The organism is Blastococcus sp. SYSU D00669, assembly GCF_054050715.1.
Genome location: NZ_JBJGZV010000054.1, coordinates 1 through 19,971, shown reverse-complemented (window position 1 = coordinate 19,971; position 19,971 = coordinate 1). Strand labels below are relative to the sequence as shown.

General features: G+C 74.3%; 17 protein-coding genes and 1 pseudogene. 13 read left to right on the top strand and 5 right to left on the bottom strand.

The genetic code is table 11. The features are described 5' to 3' along the window. Positions 1-2: 2 nt before the first annotated feature. Entirely contained in the window at positions 3-1,103 is a 1,101-nt protein-coding gene (tal, locus tag ACI8AF_RS25210) for a transaldolase (protein WP_456542522.1), read from the bottom strand. 30 nt (positions 1,104-1,133) lie between these two features. Further along, positions 1,134-3,347: a transketolase gene (gene tkt / locus ACI8AF_RS25205; protein ID WP_456542521.1), complete on the bottom strand. Its 2,214-nt coding sequence runs from the start codon at positions 3,345-3,347 to the stop codon at positions 1,134-1,136. 332 nt (positions 3,348-3,679) lie between these two features. Between tkt and ACI8AF_RS25200 the strand changes: the two genes are divergently transcribed. Both ACI8AF_RS25200 and ACI8AF_RS25195 read left to right on the top strand, forming a co-directional pair. Then, positions 3,680-4,579 carry a heme o synthase gene (locus ACI8AF_RS25200; protein WP_456542520.1) on the top strand — a complete coding sequence of 300 codons (900 nt, stop codon included), beginning with the start codon at positions 3,680-3,682 and terminating at the stop codon, positions 4,577-4,579. Positions 4,580-4,929: 350 nt separating this feature from the next. Further along, positions 4,930-5,367: pseudogene (locus tag ACI8AF_RS25195) on the top strand (hypothetical protein); the annotation flags it as partial. Here ACI8AF_RS25195 and ACI8AF_RS25190 read toward each other — a convergent pair. Continuing rightward, entirely contained in the window at positions 5,273-6,214 is a 942-nt protein-coding gene (locus ACI8AF_RS25190; protein WP_456542519.1) for a COX15/CtaA family protein, read from the bottom strand. The pseudogene ACI8AF_RS25195 and the gene ACI8AF_RS25190 sit on opposite strands and share 95 nt — an antisense overlap. Positions 6,215-6,302: 88 nt before the next feature. Between ACI8AF_RS25190 and ACI8AF_RS25185 the strand changes: the two genes are divergently transcribed. From ACI8AF_RS25185 to ACI8AF_RS25145, 9 genes are all read left to right on the top strand, one after another. Beyond that, positions 6,303-7,103 (top strand): helix-turn-helix transcriptional regulator, encoded by an 801-nt coding sequence (locus ACI8AF_RS25185; RefSeq protein WP_456542518.1) that lies wholly within the window; start codon positions 6,303-6,305, stop codon positions 7,101-7,103. Then, entirely contained in the window at positions 7,100-8,539 is a 1,440-nt protein-coding gene (gene sufB / locus ACI8AF_RS25180) for a Fe-S cluster assembly protein SufB (protein WP_456542517.1), read from the top strand. The genes ACI8AF_RS25185 and sufB overlap by 4 nt, the downstream gene beginning before the upstream one ends. Then, positions 8,539-9,852: a Fe-S cluster assembly protein SufD gene (gene sufD, locus ACI8AF_RS25175; protein WP_456542516.1), complete on the top strand. Its 1,314-nt coding sequence runs from the start codon at positions 8,539-8,541 to the stop codon at positions 9,850-9,852. Before sufB ends, sufD begins: the two co-directional genes overlap by 1 nt. A gap of 1 nt (position 9,853) precedes the next feature. After that, complete coding sequence (locus ACI8AF_RS25170; RefSeq protein WP_456542515.1) at positions 9,854-10,207, top strand: non-heme iron oxygenase ferredoxin subunit; 354 nt, start codon at positions 9,854-9,856, stop codon at positions 10,205-10,207. Positions 10,208-10,220: 13 nt separating this feature from the next. Beyond that, complete coding sequence (gene sufC, locus ACI8AF_RS25165; protein WP_456542514.1) at positions 10,221-10,994, top strand: Fe-S cluster assembly ATPase SufC; 774 nt, start codon at positions 10,221-10,223, stop codon at positions 10,992-10,994. Continuing rightward, entirely contained in the window at positions 10,991-12,319 is a 1,329-nt protein-coding gene (locus ACI8AF_RS25160; protein ID WP_456542513.1) for a cysteine desulfurase, read from the top strand. Before sufC ends, ACI8AF_RS25160 begins: the two co-directional genes overlap by 4 nt. Position 12,320: 1 nt before the next feature. Continuing rightward, the gene (sufU, locus tag ACI8AF_RS25155) at positions 12,321-12,800 is read left to right on the top strand and encodes a Fe-S cluster assembly sulfur transfer protein SufU (RefSeq protein WP_456542512.1); all 480 of its coding nucleotides are present in this window, start codon (positions 12,321-12,323) and stop codon (positions 12,798-12,800) included. Further along, the gene (locus ACI8AF_RS25150; protein ID WP_456542511.1) at positions 12,797-13,171 is read left to right on the top strand and encodes a metal-sulfur cluster assembly factor; all 375 of its coding nucleotides are present in this window, start codon (positions 12,797-12,799) and stop codon (positions 13,169-13,171) included. Before sufU ends, ACI8AF_RS25150 begins: the two co-directional genes overlap by 4 nt. A 122-nt stretch (positions 13,172-13,293) precedes the next feature. Next, positions 13,294-13,848 (top strand): GNAT family N-acetyltransferase, encoded by a 555-nt coding sequence (locus ACI8AF_RS25145; RefSeq protein WP_456542510.1) that lies wholly within the window; start codon positions 13,294-13,296, stop codon positions 13,846-13,848. A gap of 10 nt (positions 13,849-13,858) precedes the next feature. Here ACI8AF_RS25145 and ACI8AF_RS25140 read toward each other — a convergent pair whose 3' ends face one another. Both ACI8AF_RS25140 and ACI8AF_RS25135 read right to left on the bottom strand, forming a co-directional pair. Further along, the gene (locus tag ACI8AF_RS25140) at positions 13,859-15,604 is read right to left on the bottom strand and encodes an SCO7613 C-terminal domain-containing membrane protein (protein ID WP_456542509.1); all 1,746 of its coding nucleotides are present in this window, start codon (positions 15,602-15,604) and stop codon (positions 13,859-13,861) included. A gap of 39 nt (positions 15,605-15,643) precedes the next feature. Continuing rightward, positions 15,644-17,749 (bottom strand): SCO7613 C-terminal domain-containing membrane protein, encoded by a 2,106-nt coding sequence (locus ACI8AF_RS25135; protein ID WP_456542508.1) that lies wholly within the window; start codon positions 17,747-17,749, stop codon positions 15,644-15,646. Positions 17,750-17,869: 120 nt separating this feature from the next. On the opposite strand from ACI8AF_RS25135, the gene ACI8AF_RS25130 reads away from it, so the two are divergent. After that, positions 17,870-19,471, top strand: a complete 1,602-nt coding sequence (locus ACI8AF_RS25130) for an ABC-F family ATP-binding cassette domain-containing protein (protein WP_456542507.1) — start codon at positions 17,870-17,872, stop codon at positions 19,469-19,471. A gap of 145 nt (positions 19,472-19,616) precedes the next feature. Next, positions 19,617-19,844, top strand: coding sequence for a helix-turn-helix domain-containing protein (locus tag ACI8AF_RS25125; protein ID WP_456542506.1), 228 nt, complete (start codon positions 19,617-19,619; stop codon positions 19,842-19,844). Positions 19,845-19,971: the final 127 nt, after the last annotated feature.

Here is a 19,971-nt window from a genome sequence, read left to right as displayed (position 1 = left end):
TGCTACTTGAGCTTCTCGAGCTCGCTCTTCACCGACTCGGTGAGCTCGTCCCAGGAGTCGACGAACTTCTGCACGCCCTCGTCCTCGAGGACCTTGAAGACGTCGTCGAGGTCGACGCCGGCGTCGGCGACCGACTTCATCACCGCGGCGGCGTCCTCGTAGGACTTCTGCACCGGCGTGCCCGCCTCGCCGTGGTCGGCGTAGGCCTTCATCGTCTTCTCCGGCATGGTGTTGACCGTGCCGGGGGCGATGAGCTCGGAGATGTAGAGCGTGTCGGAGTACTCCGGGTTCTTCACGCCGGTGGAGGCCCACAGCGGCCGCTGGGGCGCGGCGCCCTTCGCCTCCAGCGCCCGCCAGCGGTCGGAGGAGAACACCTCCTCGTAGGCCTGGTAGGCCAGCTGGGCGTTGGCGACGCCCGCCCGGCCCTTGAGCGACGGGTCGGCGCCGGCCTTGTCGAGCCGCTTGTCGATCTCGGTGTCCACGCGGGAGACGAAGAACGACGCCACCGAGGCGATGCCCTCCAGCGAGCCGCCGTTCTCGACCCGCTTCTCCAGCCCGGACAGGTAGGCGTCCATGACCGCCCGGTAGCGCTCGAGGCTGAAGATGAGGGTGACGTTGACGCTGATGCCGTTCGCGATCGTCTCGGTGATCGCCGGCAGGCCCGCCTCGGTCGCCGGGATCTTGATGTACAGGTTCGGCCGGTCGACCAGCCACCACAGGTGCGCCGCCTCGGCGGCGGTGGCGTCGGTGTCGTGCGCCAGGCCGGGGGCGACCTCCAGCGACACCCGCCCGTCGCCGGGCTGCCGCTCGGCGACGGGGGCGAGCAGGTCGCAGGCGTCGCGGACGTCGGCGGCGGTGATCGTGCGCAGCGCCTCCTCGACGCTCACCCCCCGGACGGCCAGCGCGTGCACCTGGTCGTCGTAGGAGTCCGACCCGCTGATCGCCGCGGCGAAGATCGTCGGGTTGGTGGTGACGCCGACGACGGAGTACTCGTCGACCAGCGACTGCAGGTTCCCGCTGCGGATGCGGTCGCGGGACAGGTCGTCGAGCCAGACGGCGACCCCGGCCGAGGAGAGCTCGGCCAGCCTCTCGTTCTGAGCCATGTGCTCGTGCCCTTTCTGGGTGGGGTTCTCTCAGCGGTCGCCGGTGGGGTGGGGGAGACCACCGGTCGCCGGCACCGGGCCGGCCGGGACGGCGGCACCGGAGCGCGCCGCCTCCATGCTCTCGCGGGCGGCCGCCACGACGGCCTCGTCGGTGAGCCCGAACTCCTCGTAGAGCACGGAGTAGGCGGCGCTGGCGCCGTAGTGGTTCAGCCCGACGATGCGGCCGGCGTCGCCGACGAACTCGCGCCAGCCCATCGGCACGCCCGCCTCGACGCTGACCCGGGCCCGGACCGACGGGGGCAGCACCTCGTCCTTGTAGGCCTGGTCCTGGTCGGCGAACCACTCGACGCACGGGACGGAGACGACGCGGGTCGGCACGCCGTCGGCCTCCAGCCGCTCGCGGGCGGCCACCGCGATCTGCACCTCCGAGCCGGTGCCCAGCAGGATCACCTCGGGCTCGCCGTTCGACGCGTCGGCCAGCACGTACGCGCCGCGGGCCACGCCCTCGGCCGAGCCGAACTCGCCGCGGTCGAACACCGGCAGGTTCTGCCGGGAGAGCAGCAGGCCGGCCGGGCGGTCGTTGTGCTCGAGGATCGTCCGCCACGCGACGGCCACCTCGTTGGCGTCGGCCGGGCGGACGACGTCGAGGCCCGGGATGGCGCGCAGCGCGGCGAAGTGCTCGATCGGCTGGTGGGTCGGGCCGTCCTCGCCGAGGCCGATCGAGTCGTGGGTCCAGACGTAGATCACCGGGAGCTGCATGAGCGCGGCCAGCCGGACCGCCCCGCGCATGTAGTCGGAGAAGGTGAGGAACGTGCCGCCGTACACGCGGGTGCCGCCGTGCAGGGCGATGCCGTTCATGATCGCGCCCATCGCGTGCTCGCGGACGCCGAAGTGCAGCGTGCGGCCGTACGGGCCGCCCGACCACATCTTGGTCTGCCGGTCGGCCGGCAGGAACGACGGTTCGCCCTTGACGGCGGTGTTGTTGCTCTCCGCCAGGTCGGCCGAGCCGCCCCAGAGCTCGGGCAGCGCCGGGTACAGCGCGCCGAGGACCTCGCCGGAGGCCTTGCGGGTCGCGACGCCCTTCGGGTCGGCGTCCCAGCTCGGCAGCTTCTCGGCGAAGCCCTCGGGCAGGCTGCGGGTGGTCATCCGCTCGAGCAGCGCGGCGCCCTCGGGGTTGGCCGACGTCCATGCGTCGAAGCGCTGCTGCCACTCGGCGTGCTGCTCCCGGCCGCGGTCGACCACCCTGCGGGCGTGCTCCAGGACCTCGGACGCGACCTCGAAGGTCTGCTCGGGGTCGAAGCCGAGGAGCTCCTTGGTGGCCTGCACCTCGGCGTCGCCGAGCGCCGAGCCGTGCGCGGCGCCGGTGTTCTGCTTGTTCGGCGCGGGCCAGGCGATGATCGTCCGCAGCACGATGATCGACGGCCGGCCGGTTTCGGCCTCGGCGGCGGCGAAGGCGGCGTCGACCGCGGCGAGGTCCTCGCCGTCGTCCACGTGCTGCACGTGCCAGCCGTAGGCCTCGTAGCGCTTGCCGACGTCCTCGGTGAAGGCGACGTTGGTGTCGTCCTCGATCGAGATCCGGTTGTCGTCGTAGACCAGGACGAGGTTGCCCAGCCGCTGGGTGCCGGCCAGGGACGACGCCTCGCCGCTGACGCCTTCCTCGAGGTCGCCGTCGGAGGCGAAGACCCAGATGGTGTGGTCGAACAGGCTCTCGCCCTCGGGGGTGTCGGGGTCGAACAGCCCGCGCTCGCGGCGGGCGGCCATCGCCATGCCGACGGCGTTGCCCACGCCCTGGCCGAGCGGGCCGGTCGTCGTCTCGACGCCGGGGGTGTGGTTGACCTCGGGGTGGCCGGGGGTCTTCGAGCCCCACGTGCGCAGCGCCTGCAGGTCCGCCACCTCCAGGCCGTAGCCGGACAGGAAGAGCTGGATGTAGAGGGTCAGGCTGGAGTGGCCCATCGACAGGACGAACCGGTCGCGGCCCACCCAGTTCGGATCGGTCGGGTCGTGCCGGAGCCACTTCTGGAAGAGGAGGTAGGCGGTGGGCGCCATGCTCATCGCCGTGCCGGGGTGGCCGTTGCCGACCTTCTGGACGGCGTCCATGGCCAGGACGCGCACCAGGTCGATGGCGCGGCGGTCGAGCTCGCCGAACCCCTCGGGGAGGGTGGGGTTCGGCTGGCGGGGGGCGCCGGTGGGGGCGTCGGTCGCGGCTTCGGCCGGGGCCTCGGACTCGGTGCTCTGCGTTCCCATGTCGGTTCGGTGCTCCCTCGGAGTCGGGGCCTCTCGGATGGTGCGGTGGACGCCCGGGAGCCGGGTGGGCCGGGACCCCGGGCGGATGACGGTGCACGCAGCAGCGTCGGTTCGGGGCACCGTCGTCGTCGACGTGGGCCCTACCCGCTGCACGTGCAGCGTCAACGTGAGGAAACCCTAGTCATCCCAGCCCGTTCCCCGGTGGGCCGCGGGCTACAGTGGCTCCGTTCCATTCCCCGGTTCGAAGGGACCCCCGTGCTGTCTCCCCGCCCGGTGGGGCCCTGCGACCCCGCGGGCCAGGCCTCCCGGTGACGGCGGTCTCCGAGCGACCCGTGGTCGTCACGACCCGGCGTCTGTCCGCGGTGGTGCGCGCCTACGTCGCGCTGACCAAGCCGCGGATCATCGAGCTGCTGCTGGTCACGACCGTCCCGGCCATGATGATCGCCGCCCGCGGCTGGCCCTCGTGGGGCCTGCTGGCGGCCACCCTGGTCGGCGGCACGCTCGCCGCCGGCGCGGCCAACGTCCTCAACTGCTGGTACGACCGCGACATCGACCGGCTGATGCACCGCACCGAGCGCCGGCCGCTGCCGATGGGGGAGGTCGGCCCGCGCGGCGCCCTGGTGTTCGGCCTGGTGCTCACCGTTGTCTCCACGGTGCTGCTCGCCGTGACGACGACGCTGCTCGCCGCGGCGCTCGCCCTGGCCGCGATCGTCTACTACGCCGTCCTCTACACGATGGTGTTCAAGCGGCACACCCGCCGCAGCACCGAGCTGGGCGGCGTGCCCGGCGCGGCGCCGGTGCTCATCGGCTGGGCCGCGGTGACCGGGTCGCTGGACTGGCCGGCCGTGGTGTTCTTCGCCGTCGTCTTCTGCTGGCAGATGCCGCACTTCTGGGCGCTGGCCATGCGGTTCCGGGCCGACTATGCGCGCGCCGAGGTCCCGATGCTGCCGGTCGTGGCCACGGCGCTGTCGGTGGGCCGGCAGACCGTCGCCTGGACCTGGCTCACCGTCGCCGTCTCGCTGCTGCTGTGGCCGGTCGCCGCCGGCTACGGGATCGGCTGGGTCTACGCCGCCGCCGCGGCGGCGCTGGGCCTGTGGTTCGCCGTCGAGGCGCACCGGCTGCTCTCGCGCATCCGCCGGGGCGCCGAGCCCAGGCCGATGGCGCTGTTCCACATCTCGATCTCGTACATGGCGCTGCTGTCCGCGGCGATCATCATCGACACGCTCGTCTGACTGCGAGGCTGGCCGGTCGTCGACCGGCGGGGCCCGGGCGCCCGGCCGTCATCCGGTCGAGACGATGCGCGCCGCGTCCGGCGGTGGTGATGCTGCGGCGGTGAGCGCCGGAGCCCTCGGCCGCGTCCCCGGACGTCTGGAGCGCACCTTCCCGGGGCGCTGCCTCCGCGCGGTCGTCGACGTGCAGGGGCTCGACCGGGCGATGGCCCTGGCGGCCCAGGCGTTCACGGCGCTGATCCCGCTGCTGCTCCTGCTCTCCGCCGCGCTCCCGACGGGCAGCCGCGACGTCGTCGCGGACGCGATCGTCGCCCGGTTCCGGCTCACCGGGGACGTGGCCGACGACGTGCAGTCGCTGGTCGGTGGCGGCGGCCGCAAACCTCGTGCTGTGGACCTCGGTGCCGTGGCTGCTGCTCGACCGGCGCGTCCGCTGGCAGAGGCTGCTGCCGACCGGAGCGCTCGCCGGGGTCGCGGTCGCCCTGTACGGGACCGCCACCACGCTCTACATGCCCGCGCTGATGGAGCGCTACAGCCAGCGGTACGGCATCTTCGGGGTCACGCTCTCCCTGGTCGGGTGGTTCGTCGTCGTCTCCGTCATCCTGGTCGTCGCCACGGCGGTCGGCGCCGAGCTGGAGCGGGCGCCGGAGCCGTGGGCGCGGCGCCTCGTGGCGGGTTTCGGAGTGAGGTCCCGACCGCTCAGCCGGAGACGGCGACCCGGGCGGGGGCGTCGAGCGGCACCTCGGAGACGGGGCCGCGGATGGACCAGACCAGCCGTGCGGTGTAGGCGGTGATCAGCGCGGCGCCGAGCATGTGCAGCAGCACGAGGACGATCGGCAGGTCGGTGAAGTACTGCACGTAGCCGACGACGCCCTGTGCCAGCTGCACGACCAGCAGGTCGCGGGTGGCGCGGCGGACCCGGCCGGGGGAGTCGGTGGCGTAGAGCGCCACGAGCAGCGCGACGGTCAGCCCGATGAGCAGGAAGACGACGTCGGCGTGCAGCTGGCTCATCAGCTCGGGGTCGAGGCCGATCCGGTCACCGGTGGGGACGCCGTCGTCGTCGACGTCGCCGCTGTGCGGCCCGCTGCCGGTGACGATGGTGCCGACCACCAGCACCGCGGCCGTGACGACGGCGATCCCGGCGACCAGCAGCGGCAGCGGACGGCGGACCACCAGCTGGCCGACGCCGGGCTCGCGGGAGCGCAGCCACAGCACCGTGGTGACCGCGACCAGCGCCATCGACAGCAGGAAGTGGGCGGCGACGGTCCACGGGTTGAGCCCGGTGAGCACGGTGACGCCGCCGAGCGCGGCCTGCACCGGGATGCCCAGGAAGCTCAGCACCGCCAGCCGGCGCAGGTCGGTGCGCGCCGAGCGCCAGACGACGACCAGCGTCGCGATCGCGGTGATCGTGAGGAGGCCGGTCAGGGTGCGGTTGCCGAACTCGATGACGCCGTGGCCGGCCAGCTCCTCGGTGGGCACGAAGCTCTCGCTGGTGCACCGCGGCCAGGTGGGGCAGCCCAGGCCCGAGCCGGTCAGCCGCACGGCACCGCCGGTGACCACGATCAGCACGTTGGCGACGACGTCGGCGAGGGCCACCCGCGAGATCACGGTGGGGGAGAAGGCCCGAGGGAGAACCGGCACGGCCCGATGCTAGGCGGTGCGCGGACGCCGGCCCGCGACTTAGGACACCCTTGCTTGCACGGTCGCGGAAATAGGTCACACTCGTGTTGTGGAAACCAGCACGGCAGCTCCTGCCCGTCCGTCGGCCGGTGCCGACGACGGCCGGACCCGCCAGCGGGTGACCGCCCTCCTCCTCGAGCACGGGCCGCAGACCGCCTCGGAGCTGGCCGGCCGGCTGGGCATCTCCCCGGCCGCCGTCCGCCGGCACCTCGACGCCCTCGTGGCCGCCGGCCGGGCGGAGGAGCGGATGACCGCCGACCCGCACCGCGGGCGCGGCCGCCCCGCGCGGCGCTTCCTGCTCACCGACGCCGGCCGCCAGGCGTTCCCGCACGCCTACGACGACCTGGCCCTGACCGCGCTGCGCTACGTCGCCGAGGTCGGCGGTCCCGACGCCGTCCGCGCGGTCGCCGAGCGGCAGCTGGCCGGGCTGGAGGCGCGGGCCTCCGACGCCGTCGCCGCCGCCACCGGCGGCGGAGCGCCGGCCGACCGCGCCCAGGCCCTCGCCGCGGCCCTCACGGCCGAGGGCTACGCTGCGACGGCCTCGGCGATCCGCAGCGGCGGACAGCTCTGCCAGCACCACTGCCCGGTGGCGCACGTGGCGGCGGAGTTCCCCCAGCTGTGCGAGGCGGAGACCGCGGTGATCGGCCGGCTGGTGGGCACACACGTGCAGCGCCTGGCCACGATCGCGCACGGCGACGGGATCTGCACCACACACATCCCGGGAGCGCCCGCGGCCGGGAACAGATCGACCCTCGCAGGCCCTGTACCGAGGGAGCGGTCGGCGCACGCGCGCCTGACCACGTCCCCCAGCTCGACCCCCCAGACGCACCGGGAGAGGACGCACGCATGACCAGCACCCAGCAGCCGGTGGGCACGCCGCTGACGCAGGACGAGCAGATCGAGCAGCTCGGCCGCTACCAGTACGGCTGGGCCGACGCCGACGTCGCCGGGGCTTCCGCGCGCCGTGGCCTGGACGAGGACGTCGTCCGGGACATCTCGCGCCGCAAGGACGAGCCCGAGTGGATGCTCGAGCGCCGCCTCAAGGCCCTCAAGCTCTTCGGGCGCAAGCCCATGCCCGACTGGGGCTCGGACCTCTCCGGCATCGACTTCCAGAACATCAAGTACTTCGTGCGCTCGACCGAGGCCCAGGCGACCTCGTGGGACGAGCTGCCCGAGGACATCAAGAACACCTACGACAAGCTGGGCATCCCGGAGGCCGAGAAGCAGCGGCTGATCGCCGGTGTCGCCGCCCAGTACGAGTCCGAGGTCGTCTACCACAAGATCCGCGAGGACCTCGAGGAGCAGGGTGTCGTCTTCCTCGACACCGACACCGCGCTCAAGGAGCACGAGGACCTGTTCCGCGAGTACTTCGGCTCGGTGATCCCGTCCGGCGACAACAAGTTCGCCGCGCTGAACACCGCGGTGTGGTCCGGCGGCTCGTTCATCTACGTGCCGAAGGGCGTGCACGTCGAGATCCCGCTGCAGGCCTACTTCCGGATCAACACCGAGAACATGGGCCAGTTCGAGCGGACGCTGATCATCGTCGACGAGGGCGCCTACGTGCACTACGTCGAGGGCTGCACCGCGCCGATCTACAAGTCGGACTCGCTGCACTCCGCGGTCGTCGAGATCATCGTCAAGAAGAACGCGCGCTGCCGGTACACGACCATCCAGAACTGGTCGAACAACGTCTACAACCTGGTCACCAAGCGGGCGATCGCCCACGAGGGCGCGACCATGGAGTGGATCGACGGCAACCTCGGCTCCAAGGTCACCATGAAGTACCCGGCGGTCTGGATGACCGGCGAGCACGCCAAGGGCGAGGTGCTCTCCATCGCCTTCGCCGGCGAGGGCCAGCACCAGGACGCCGGCGCCAAGATGGTGCACGCCGCGCCGAACACCTCCTCGACCATCGTGTCGAAGTCGGTGGCCCGCGGCGGCGGCCGCACCTCCTACCGCGGCCTGGTGCAGATCGACGAGGGCGCGCACGGCTCGAAGTCCACGGTGAAGTGCGACGCGCTGCTGGTCGACACCATCAGCCGGTCGGACACCTACCCGTACGTCGACGTCCGCGAGGACGACGTCGCGATGGGGCACGAGGCGACCGTCTCCCGGGTCAGCGAGGACCAGCTCTTCTACCTGATGAGCCGCGGCCTGTCCGAGGACGAGGCGATGGCCATGGTGGTGCGCGGGTTCGTCGAGCCGATCGCCCGCGAGCTGCCCATGGAGTACGCCCTCGAGCTGAACCGCCTGATCGAGCTGCAGATGGAAGGTGCCGTCGGCTGATGCCGTCCGACAACACGACCGGTCTCACCACCGACTCGGCCACGCTAGCCGGCGAGCTGTTCGCCGAGGGCGTCGGCGCCCAGGCCGGCCCGCCGGCCACGCCGGCCCCCGGCACGGGCGCGGCACCCGGTGCGCACTCGCACGGCGGCGCCGTCGCATCAGGTGCAGTGCCCACCGGCTCCCCGGCCGAGCGGTTCACCTCGACCGACCCCGAGGCGTTCGGCCGGCCCACCGGCCGCGAGGAGGACTGGCGCTTCACGCCGATGCGCCGGGTCCGCCCGCTGCTCGACGGCGCGCCCTCCGACGCGCACCTGGCCTGGGACACCGACCTGCCCGAGGGCGTCGAGCTGACCAGCGTCGAGGCCGACGACCCGCTGCTCAAGGGCCTGCCCGAGCCGACCGACTACCTGGCCGCGCTCACCCGGCAGCGCTCCGGCGGCGCCGCCGTCGTCCGGGTCCGTCCCGAGGCGCAGCTCGACCGGCCGGCCACCGTCCGGCTGTCGGGCACCGGCGCCGACGACGTCGTCTGGGGCCAGCTCGTCGTCGAGGTCGGCGCCTTCGCCGAGGCCACCATCGTGCTCGACCACGGCGGCGCGGCGCGGTACTCCGGCGGCGTCGCCGTCCTGGTCGGCGACGGCGCGCAGGTGACCCTCGTGTCCGTCCAGGACTGGGCGCCGGGCGCGCTGCACGCCGGCCAGTTCGACGCCGTCGTCGGCCGCGACGCGACCTTCACCCAGGTCGTGGTCACCCTCGGCGGCGACCTGGTCCGCCTGGTCAGCAACGTGCAGTACGCCGGCCCCGGCGGGACGGCGGAGCTGTTCGGCGTCTACTTCTCCGACGAGACGCAGCACCAGGAGCACCGGCTCTGGGTCGACCACGCCGTGCCCAACTGCACCAGCAACGTGCTGTACAAGGGCGCGCTGCAGGGCGAGGGCGCCCGCACCGTGTGGATCGGCGACGTCCGGATCCGCCCGCAGGCCACCGGAACCGACACCTACGAGCTCAACCGCAACCTGGTGCTCACCGACGGCGCCCGCGCCGACTCGGTGCCGAACCTGGAGATCGAGACCGGCGAGATCGTCGGCGCCGGCCACGCCAGCGCCACCGGCCGGTTCGACGACGAGCAGCTGTTCTACCTCTGCTCGCGGGGCATCGACGCCGAGACCGCGCGCCGCCTCGTCGTCCGCGGCTTCTTCGCCGACGTCGTCCAGCGCATCGGCGTCCCCGAGCTGCAGGACCGCCTGATGGCCTCCATCGAGACGCGTCTCGGCGCCCTGCCGGACCTCGACGAGCAGCCGGTCGAGGTGGCCTGACATGGCGTTCGAGCGGGTCTGCGCGCTGTCCGACGTGGCCGAGCCCGGCGCCCTGCGCGTCGAGCTCGACGACGTCGACATCGCCGTCGTCCGCTTCGAGGGCGGGGTCTACGCCGTCGAGGACATGTGCTCGCACGCCGAGGTGCCGCTGTCCGAGGGCGACGTCGAGGAGTTCAAGGGCGCCCCGACCATCGAGTGCTGGCTGCACGGGTCGTGCTTCGACCTGCGCACCGGCGAGCCCACCAACCTCCCGGCCACCGAGCCGGTGTCCGTCTACCCGGTCCGCGTGGAGGGGGAGGACGTGTACGTCGACACCGAGTCCGACGGCGCCCTCCCCGTCGCGGCCAACAGCTGAGGAGCACGACAGAGTGTCCGTCCTGGAGATCCGCGACCTGCACGTCAGCGTGGGGGAGGGGGACGACGCCAAGGAGATCCTCCGCGGCGTCGACCTCACCGTCCGCTCCGGTGAGACCCACGCGATCATGGGTCCCAACGGGTCCGGCAAGTCGACCCTGGCCTACTCGATCGCCGGCCACCCGAAGTACACGATCACCCGCGGCTCGGTGACCCTCGACGGCGAGGACGTCCTCGCCATGAGCGTCGACGAGCGCGCCCGCGCCGGCCTGTTCCTCGCCATGCAGTACCCGGTCGAGGTCCCCGGCGTCTCGGTGTCGAACTTCCTGCGCACCGCCGCCACCGCCGTCCAGGGCGAGGCGCCGAAGCTGCGCACCTGGGTCAAGGACGTCAAGACCGAGATGGCCGGCCTGGAGATGGACCCGGCGTTCGCCGAGCGCAACGTCAACGAGGGCTTCTCCGGCGGTGAGAAGAAGCGCCACGAGATCCTGCAGATGCGGCTGCTCAAGCCGCGCATCGCGATCCTCGACGAGACCGACTCCGGCCTCGACGTCGACGCGCTGCGGGTCGTCTCCGAGGGCGTGAACAAGAGCCGCGAGGACAGCGACGTCGGCGTCCTGCTGATCACGCACTACACGCGCATCCTGCGCTACATCAAGCCCGACTTCGTGCACGTCTTCGTCGCCGGCCGGATCGCCGAGGAGGGCGGCCCGGAGCTGGCCGACAAGCTCGAGAACGAGGGCTACGCCGCGTACGTGGCCGACTCGAAGGAGACCGCGAAGGCATGACCCAGACCGTCTCGCGTCCCGCCGGGGCGCAGCAGGCGCCGCTGCCTCTGGACGTCGAGGCGATCCGGGCGGACTTCCCGATCCTGTCGCGCACCGTGCGGAACGGGAAGAAGCTGGTCTACCTCGACTCCGGGGCGACCGCGCAGAAGCCGCGCGCCGTCCTCGACGCCGAGCGCGACTTCTACGAGAACCACAATGCCGCCGTGCACCGCGGCGCGCACCAGCTGGCCGAGGAGGCGACCGACCTCTACGAGGAGGCCCGCCGCAAGATCGCCCGGTTCATCGGCGCCGCCGACGAGCGCGAGGTCGTGTTCACCCGCAACACGACCGAGTCGATCAACCTGGTCGCCTACGCCCTCTCCAACGCCGCCACGGCCAAGGAGGAGGAGTTCCGCACCTACGCCGTCGGCCAGGGCGACGAGATCGTCGTGACCGAGATGGAGCACCACGGCAACCTCGTGCCCTGGCAGCAGCTGTGCGAGCGCACCGGCGCGACCCTGCGCTGGCTCGGCCTCACCGACGACGGCCGGCTGGACCTCTCCGACCTGGAGACGGTGGTCAACGAGCGCACCAAGCTCGTCGCGGTCACCCACCAGTCGAACATCCTCGGCACGATCAACCCGCTGGAGCCGATCATCGCGCGGGCGCACGCCGTCGGTGCGCTGGTGCTGGTCGACGGCGCGCAGTCGGTGCCGCACCAGCCGGTCGACGTCGCCGCGCTGGGTGCGGACTTCCTCGCCTTCTCCGGCCACAAGATGCTGGGCCCGTCGGGCATCGGCGTGCTGTGGGGCCGCTACGACGTCCTCGACAAGCTGCCGCCGTTCCTCACCGGCGGGTCGATGATCGAGGTCGTGCGGATGGAGCGCAGCACCTTCGCCGCGCCGCCGCAGCGCTTCGAGGCCGGGGTCCCGATGACCGCGCAGGTCATCGGCCTGGGCGCGGCGGTCGACTACCTGTCCGCGCTCGGCATGGACAAGGTGGAGGAGCACGAGAAGGCGCTCACCGGCTACGCGCTGGCGAAGCTGGCCGAGATCCCCGGCGTCACGGTCATCGGCCCGCCCGACACCGTCGCCCGCGGCGGGGCGGTCAGCTTCACCGTCGAGGGCATCCACCCGCACGACGTGGGCCAGGTGCTCGACGACCTGGGCATCGCCGTCCGCGTCGGGCACCACTGCGCCTGGCCGGTGGTCCGGCGCTACGGCGTCCCGGCGACGACCCGGGCGACGTTCTACGTGCACACCGGCTACGACGACATCGACGCGCTCGCCGACGGCGTGCGGGAAGCCCAGCGCTTCTTCGGCGTTGCACCCTCCCAGGAGGGCTGACATGCAGCTGCAGTCGATGTACCAGGAGATCATCCTGGACCACTACCGCAACCCGCACGGCCGCGGCCTGCGCGAGCCGTTCGACGCCGAGGTGCACCACGTGAACCCGACGTGCGGTGACGAGGTCACCCTGCGGGTGAAGCTGGACGGCGACACCATCGCCGACGTCTCCTACGAGGGGATGGGCTGCTCGATCAGCCAGGCGTCGGTGTCGGCGATGTACGACCTGGTGGTCGGCCGGACGGTGCCCGAGGCGCTGGAGACCGGCGAGCACTTCATGACGCTGATGCAGAGCAAGGGCGACGCCGCGGTGGCCGAGAAGCTCGAGGACGAGCTCGAGGACGCCGTCGCGTTCGCCGGTGTGTCGAAGTACCCGGCGCGGATCAAGTGCGCGCTGATGAGCTGGATGGCGTTGAAGGACGCGTCCGCCCGCGCTCTGTCCGTCGCCCACCCCGCCACCCCGGACGGAGGTTCCAAGTGAGCGAGACGATCGACAACGACACCCCGGCCGAGCTGCCGCCGTACAAGTCGGCGCTGCTCGAGGACGTCGAGGAGGCCATGCGCGACGTCGTCGACCCCGAGCTGGGCGTCAACGTCGTCGACCTGGGCCTGGTCTACGGCATCGACGTCGACGACAACAACGTCGCCGTCCTCGACATGACGTTGACCTCGGCGGCCTGCCCGCTGACCGACGTCATCGAGGACCAGGCCCGGCAGGCTCTGACCGGCGGTCCCGGCCCCGGCCTGGTCGACGACGTGAAGATCAACTGGGTGTGGATGCCGCCGTGGGGTCCGGACAAGATCACCGACGACGGCCGCGAGCAGCTGCGGGCGCTGGGGTTCCGGGTCTGAGCCTCGGGGACCTGCTGGGCCGCCTCGCGCTGTCGGCCTTCCCGCAGGAGCCCGGGCCGAGCGTGCGAGGCCCGGGGGGCGGGAAGGTCCTTCCACCGGCGGCCGACGCGAGCGTGACGGTGGTGCCGGCTCCGGTCGGCGCCAAGGCGATCGTCGTCGGCGGCTCCGCCTGGCACGTCGTCGCGGCCGACGTCGACCCCGACTGGGTGGCCGGCGCCGTGGCGCACGACCCGATCGCCGCGCCGCTGGGCGCCCGCTTCCTCGCCGCGCTGGCCGACCGGGTCGGCGTCGAGCCCGGCTCCCTCGACGCGGTGCTGGTCGCCCCGCCGGCGCCGGCGTCGCCGGGCGTCGAGCTGGTGCCCGTCGACGTCGACCACCCGCGCGTGCGGCGGGCGCTGGAGCACCGGCAGGACGTGCGCATCCGGGCCACGCCCGACGGCGCCGGCGTGCTGATCCTCGGCCGCGGGGTCGCCGGGCGGTGGGAGGTCAGCCTGGAGGTCGACCCCGCCGCCCGCGGGCGCGGCCTGGGCACCGCGCTGGTGGCCGCCGCACCCGCATTCGTCCCCGCCGGCGAGCCGCTGTGGGCCCAGGTGGCCACGGCGAACACCGCCTCGCTGCGCGCGTTCCTGAACGCCGGTTACCGGCCGGTCTGCGCCGAGGTCCTGTTCGGCCCCTGACGCCGGTCCCTCAGCGGAGCTTCGCCAGCGGCGTGGAGAAGTAGGGCGCCGGCGAGAGCTCGCGGCGGGCGCCGACGGCGAGCAGGGCGACGCCGGTCAGCAGCGCCGCGGCGATCGGCCAGACCAGCGCCGACAGCGCCAGCGCGAGGGTGGTGCCCACCGCGGTGGCGGCGCCGATCTCCAGCGGCGCGCGCACGCCGGTCGCCGCGGCGGCCACCATCGTGGCCGCGCACGCCGCGAGCAGCAGGACCGGCCGCGTGGCGCCGGGCAGCACCACAGCCGTCACCGCCGAGGGCACCGCCGCCACCAGCAGCCCCGGCCCCCACGCCGACCACGACGGCGCCAGGAGCAGCCGCGGCCCCTGCGCCAGCAGCAGGCCGATCGCCAGCGGGAGCGTGTACTCCTCCAGCACGTGCACCTCGTCGCCGGACACGGCGACCCACACCGCGGCCGTCCCCAGCGCCGCGCCCACCCGCCACGCCGGCGAGGGCGGGTGCTCGTCGTCCACCGGACCCGCCGTCCACACCGCCCACTCCACGGTGACCACGGCCTGCACGAGCAGCACGACCGCCAGCGCGCCGCGGTCGGCGTCCAGCGCCACCAGGGCCACCGCGGCGGCCGCGCTCCCGGCGGCGGTGACCAGCGTGCCGCCCCGGTCGTCGGGCGGCAGCGTCACGGCGGCGAGCAGCCCCACCGGGTACAGCAGGGTGAGCACGGCGGCGGCCGCCACCGGGCCGAGCCAGCCGGCCGGCACCGCGAGCACGACCGCCGCGGCCAGGCAGCCGACCGCCCACGGCAGCGCCGACCCGCGCTCGTCCGCCTGCAGCGCCGCCACGAGCACCGTGGGGACCGCGGTGAGCAGGAACAGCACCACCAGCGCCCCCCAGTCGCCGCGCGCCGACAGCTGCACGAGCGCGGCCAGCGCCATGACCGACCCCGCGGCGACCGCGACCGGCCAGAACAGCCCCCGCCGCCAGCCGGTCAGGTACTCGGGCAGCGTCGAGGCGAGCAGCACGCCGACGTAGCCGGCGGCGGTGACGCCCGCGGTCCCCAGCGCGGCGAGCGACCCCGACACCGCCGTCCCGGCGACCGCGCCGGCCAGCAGCGGCACCACCACCGGCGGACCGAGCAGGACGTCGAGGTCGGCGCGCAGCCGCGCCGGCAGCAACCCCGCGGCGGCGGCCACGACCAGGACGGCGGCCAGGTGCCGTGCGGCGCCCTCGCCGGTCCACGCCGTCGTCAGCCCGCCGAGCGCCCCGGCGACCCACCAGGGGGCCGTCGTCGCCAGCGCGGCCCGCGCCACGACCCGCCGTCCGCCCAGCGCCACGGCCAGCCCGACCAGGGCGACCGCCAGGAACACCGACGGGTGCCAGGCGCCGGGGACGGCGTCGACGACCCGCAGGACGGCGAGCTGCAGACCGGTCCACGCGGCCAGCGGCCAGGTGGCCGTCGTGGGCGCGAGCACCCGCAGGCACAGGAACAGCGCCACCAGCCCGGCCAGGGCGAGCGCGCCGCCGGGACCGGAGCCCCACGCCGCCGTACCGGCGAGACCGGCCGCGCAGAGCGCCAGCGCCTCCTCGGTGCTGCGCAGCCCGCGCGCCGCGGCGCCCACCGACAGCCCCGCAGCCGCGACCGCGAGCGCCAGCAGCGGCAGACGGGCGGCCGTCCCGCCGTCGTCGAGGACCGCCAGCGCGGCGACGACGACCAGCGCGACGCCGACGCCGAGCAGCACGTGCAGCGTGCGGGAGGACCCCACGAGCCCACCGTAGGGGCCGGCGGCCGCCCCGGCAGCCGGTCAGCGCATCTGCGCCACCCAGGCGACCGCCTCCCGCGCCTGCTGCCGCCGCCGCTCGTACGTGGCGCCCACGAGCAGCAGCACCAGCCCCGCCGCGGTGAGCGTGACCCAGCGCGGCAGCAGCGGCGCGTAGGGCCAGAGCCGGCCGATCACCACGAACGCCAGCGCGGCCGACCCCACCACGAACGGCGCCTGCCGGTGCGTGAACGCCCCGACGACGGTGAGGACCGCGGCCACGACCACGACCAGCACCAGCCGCACCGCGGTCGGGTCGGTCACGACCAGGAAGGCCGACGGCGCCAGCCCCACGGCGACCGCCGGACCCTCCGCCGCCCACGACGGGCCGCGGGCCAGCATGCGCGGCAGGCCCACGAGCAGCAGCCCCGCCGCGGCCGGCAGCGTGTAGGCCTCCGGCGTCGTCACGCCCGCGCCGGCCACGGCGATCCAGCTCGCCACCACCAGGTCGGCCACCGCGGCCACGGCGATCCAGCCACGCCGCGCCACGAGGGCGTAGCACCCGGCCGCGGCACCGCTCAGCGCCAGCTGCAGCCCCACCTGCCCCCACGCCGCGGCCGGGACCGTTCCCGCCGCGCCCAGCAGCCCGGCCACCCCGGCCGGGGCGGCGAGGGCGGCCTCCTCCGGGGAGCCGGCGCGCAGCGCGGCCAGCCCGAACGCGACCGCGGCGACCACGGCCAGCAGCAGCCCGGCGGTCTCCGGGGCGAGCAGCTCGCCCCGCACCGCGACCAGGACCGCGCCGGCCGGCGCGCAGACCGCCGCCGCCGCGGCTCCGGCCCGGAGCCGGGGCAGCAGGACGGCGGCCAGCGCGGCCGGCACCGCCGCCGCCAGGACGACCAGCGCCAGCGGCAGGGAGCGGCCGTCGTCCGCCAGGTGCCCGGCGCCGACGACGGCGGTGGCGGCACCTCCGGCGACCAGCGCCGCGGCGGCGACCCGGACGCCCGCCAGCGGGACGGCGGCGGTCAGCGCCGCCAGGCCGAGCGCGGCCGCGACGACCGCGCCCGGCCGCCCCGACCCGTGCAGCGTCTCGGCGAGCGCCAGGCCGGTCGCACCCGCGCCGACGCCGGCCACGACGGCGGGGGAGGGCAGCAGCCCGGCGGCACCGGGCACCCGGGGCAGCAGCACCGCGCCGGCGGCGGCCGCGGCCAGCAGCGCCGTCGCCGTCCACCCCTCGACCGGACCGGACGACCCGGCCACCGTGATCGCACCCAGCGCGCCCGCCCCCGCGGCGAGCAGCGCGAGCAGCGCGGCGACCGGCACCAGCGGCCGGCGCACCCGCAGCAGGACCGCGACGTCGACGAGGGCGACGGCGAACGCGACCGCCACCCCGGACGGGCCGTCGAGCGCGCCCGGCGGCAGCAGCAGGAACGGCGCCGGCTGGGCCGCGAGCAGCGCGGCCAGCGGCCACGTCGTCGTGCTGCGGGTCGCCCGGCCGAGCCCGACGGCGACGAGGACGACGACGCCGCAGCCGATCGCCGCCCACAGCCGCAGCGGCAGCCCGTCCACGCCCAGCAGCCCCTTGCCGTAGGCGGCGGCGAGGTCGACGGCGAGCAGCGCGGTGCCGGCCGCGGCCAGCGTCTCCTCGGTGGCGCGCAGCCCGCGCCGGGCGGTCCAGGCCGAGGCGCCGCACGCCGCCGCGGTGACCAGCAGCATCACCGACGCCTGGAAGGCCAGCCCGAGGCGTGTCCAGGCCAGCGCCACGAAGGCGATCGCGCCGGAGACGAGCAGCAGGGCGCCGAGGCCGAGCAGCACCTGCTGCGGGCTCAGCCGGCGCCGCGGTGGGGGCGGGACGTACGCCGGCGGTGGAGGCGTGACCACCGGTGGCGCCGGGGGAGCGGGCGCGGGCACCGGGGCCGGCGGCGGCGCGGGCACCGGAGCAGCTGCGGGTGCCGCGCCGGGAGCCGACGCGCGCAGGGTGGCCAGCAGCGCGTCGCGGTCGCGGGTCAGCTCGGCGAGCGTCGCACCGATGCGGGCCACGACCAGCGCGGCCTGGCCGGCGGCGGGTAGCCCGCAGGCGGGGCAGGGCGCGCCCGCCGGCCCGGTCGCGGGGGTGCCGCAGACCGGGCAGGGGAACGCCGGCGTGGGGTGCATGCGCGCATGGTGACCGGTCGGCGGCCGGCGCAGAAGCGTTGTCCGCACCGGTCGGGTGACACGCCCCACGCCTCGGGAAATCGGTCGGACGACCGCGCGCGAGCGCCTACCCTGGGATCAGTGATCACGACGACCGGCCTCGAGCTGCGCGCCGGCGCCCGCATCCTCATCAGCGACGCGGACCTCCGCGTGCAGCCCGGCGACCGCATCGGGCTGGTCGGGCGCAACGGGGCCGGCAAGACGACGACGCTCACCACCCTCGCCGGCGAGCGGCTGCCGCACGCCGGCAAGGTCGAGGTCACCGGCGAGATCGGCTACCTGCCGCAGGACCCGCGCAGCGGCGACCTCGACATCACGGCCAGCGACCGGGTGCTCTCCGGCCGCGGCCTCGACGTGCTGCGCCAGCAGATGGTCAAGGCGCAGATCGCCATGGCCGAGCCGGCCGACGACGCCGAGCGCGACCGGGCCGTCCGCCGCTACGGCCGCCTCGAGGACCAGTTCGCCGCGCTGGGCGGCTACGCCGCGGAGAGCGAGGCGGCCCGCATCTGCACCGCGCTCGGCCTGCCCGACCGCGTGCTGTCCCAGCCGCTGCGCACCCTCTCCGGCGGTCAGCGCCGCCGGGTCGAGCTGGCCCGGATCCTCTTCTCCGACGCCGAGACGCTGCTGCTCGACGAGCCGACCAACCACCTCGACGCCGACTCGATCACCTGGCTCAAGGGCTTCCTCGCCGCGCACAAGGGCGGCCTCATCGTCATCAGCCACGACGTGGAGCTGCTCGACGCCGTCGTGAACAAGGTCTGGCACCTCGACGCCAACCGGGCCACCGTCGACGTCTACAACCTCGGCTGGAAGCCCTACCTCGCCCAGCGGGAGACCGACGAGCGGCGCCGCAAGCAGGAGCGGGCCAACACCGAGCGCAAGATCGAGGCGCTGTCGTCCCAGGCCGACAAGATGCGCGCCAAGGCCACCAAGGCGCGCGCGGCCAAGAGCATGGACAAGCGGGTCGAGCGGCTGGCCGCGGGGCTGGCCGAGGTCCGCGTGCAGGACAAGGTGGCGAAGCTGCGGTTCCCCACCCCGACGGCGTGCGGCCGCACGCCGCTCGTGGCCGAGGGGCTGTCCAAGAACTACGGCTCGCTCGAGGTCTTCACCGACGTCGACCTGGCCGTCGACCGGGGGACGCGGGTCGTCGTCCTCGGGCTCAACGGCGCCGGGAAGACGACGCTGCTGCGCATCCTCGCCGGCACCGAGGTGCCCGACACCGGCGAGGTCAAGCCCGGGCACGGGCTGCGGGTCGGCTACTACGCGCAGGAGCACGAGACGCTCGACCTCGACCGCACCCTGCTGGAGGTCATGCGCTCGGCGGCGCCGGAGAGCACCGACACCGAGCTGCGGCGGATCCTCGGCGCGTTCCTCTTCTCCGGCGAAGCGGTCGACCAGCGGGCCGGCACGCTCTCCGGGGGTGAGAAGACCCGGCTGGCCATGGCGACGCTCGTCGTCTCGGGCGCGAACGTGCTGCTGCTCGACGAGCCGACCAACAACCTCGACCCGGCCAGCCGCGAGCAGGTGCTGCAGGCGCTGCGCACGTACACCGGCGCGATCGTGCTGGTCACCCACGACGAGGGCGCCGTCCGGGCGCTGAACCCCGACAAGGTGATCCTGCTGCCCGACGGCACCGAGGACGCCTGGAGCGAGGACCTCGCCGACCTGGTCGAGCTGGCCTGATCCGTTCCGGTCGCCGTCGGTCCGCTCCTGGGTGATCATGGCCTCGGGACGCCGGGCAGCAGGGCGCCGGCGACCCGGGGACGAGCTGCCACCACCGGGCCGGCGGGCGCGCCGGGGCGGTCGGGCGCCGACACGGAGGGGAGTCATGGCCGACTCGAACACGGCGGACCTCGGCAAGGGCAAGCGGATCACGGGGGGAGACCGCACGTCGCTGGCGGACGAGCTGCGCAAGCGCTACGACGGCGGCGAGAGCATCCGTTCCCTGGCGACCTCCACGAACCGGTCGTACGGCTTCGTGCACCGGCTGCTGTCGGAGTCGGGGGCGACCCTCCGCAGCCGCGGTGGGGCGAACCGGAGTGCGAAGAAGGCCTGAACTAGGTGTACTGACCAGAGACGTTGGTCGAGGACGTGTGACCACGAGATCTGACTGCTGATCTTGTGGAGGAGGACCTCCGGACGTGGAGTGGAGCTGCTGAAGGCACCCACTCACGAACCGGAGG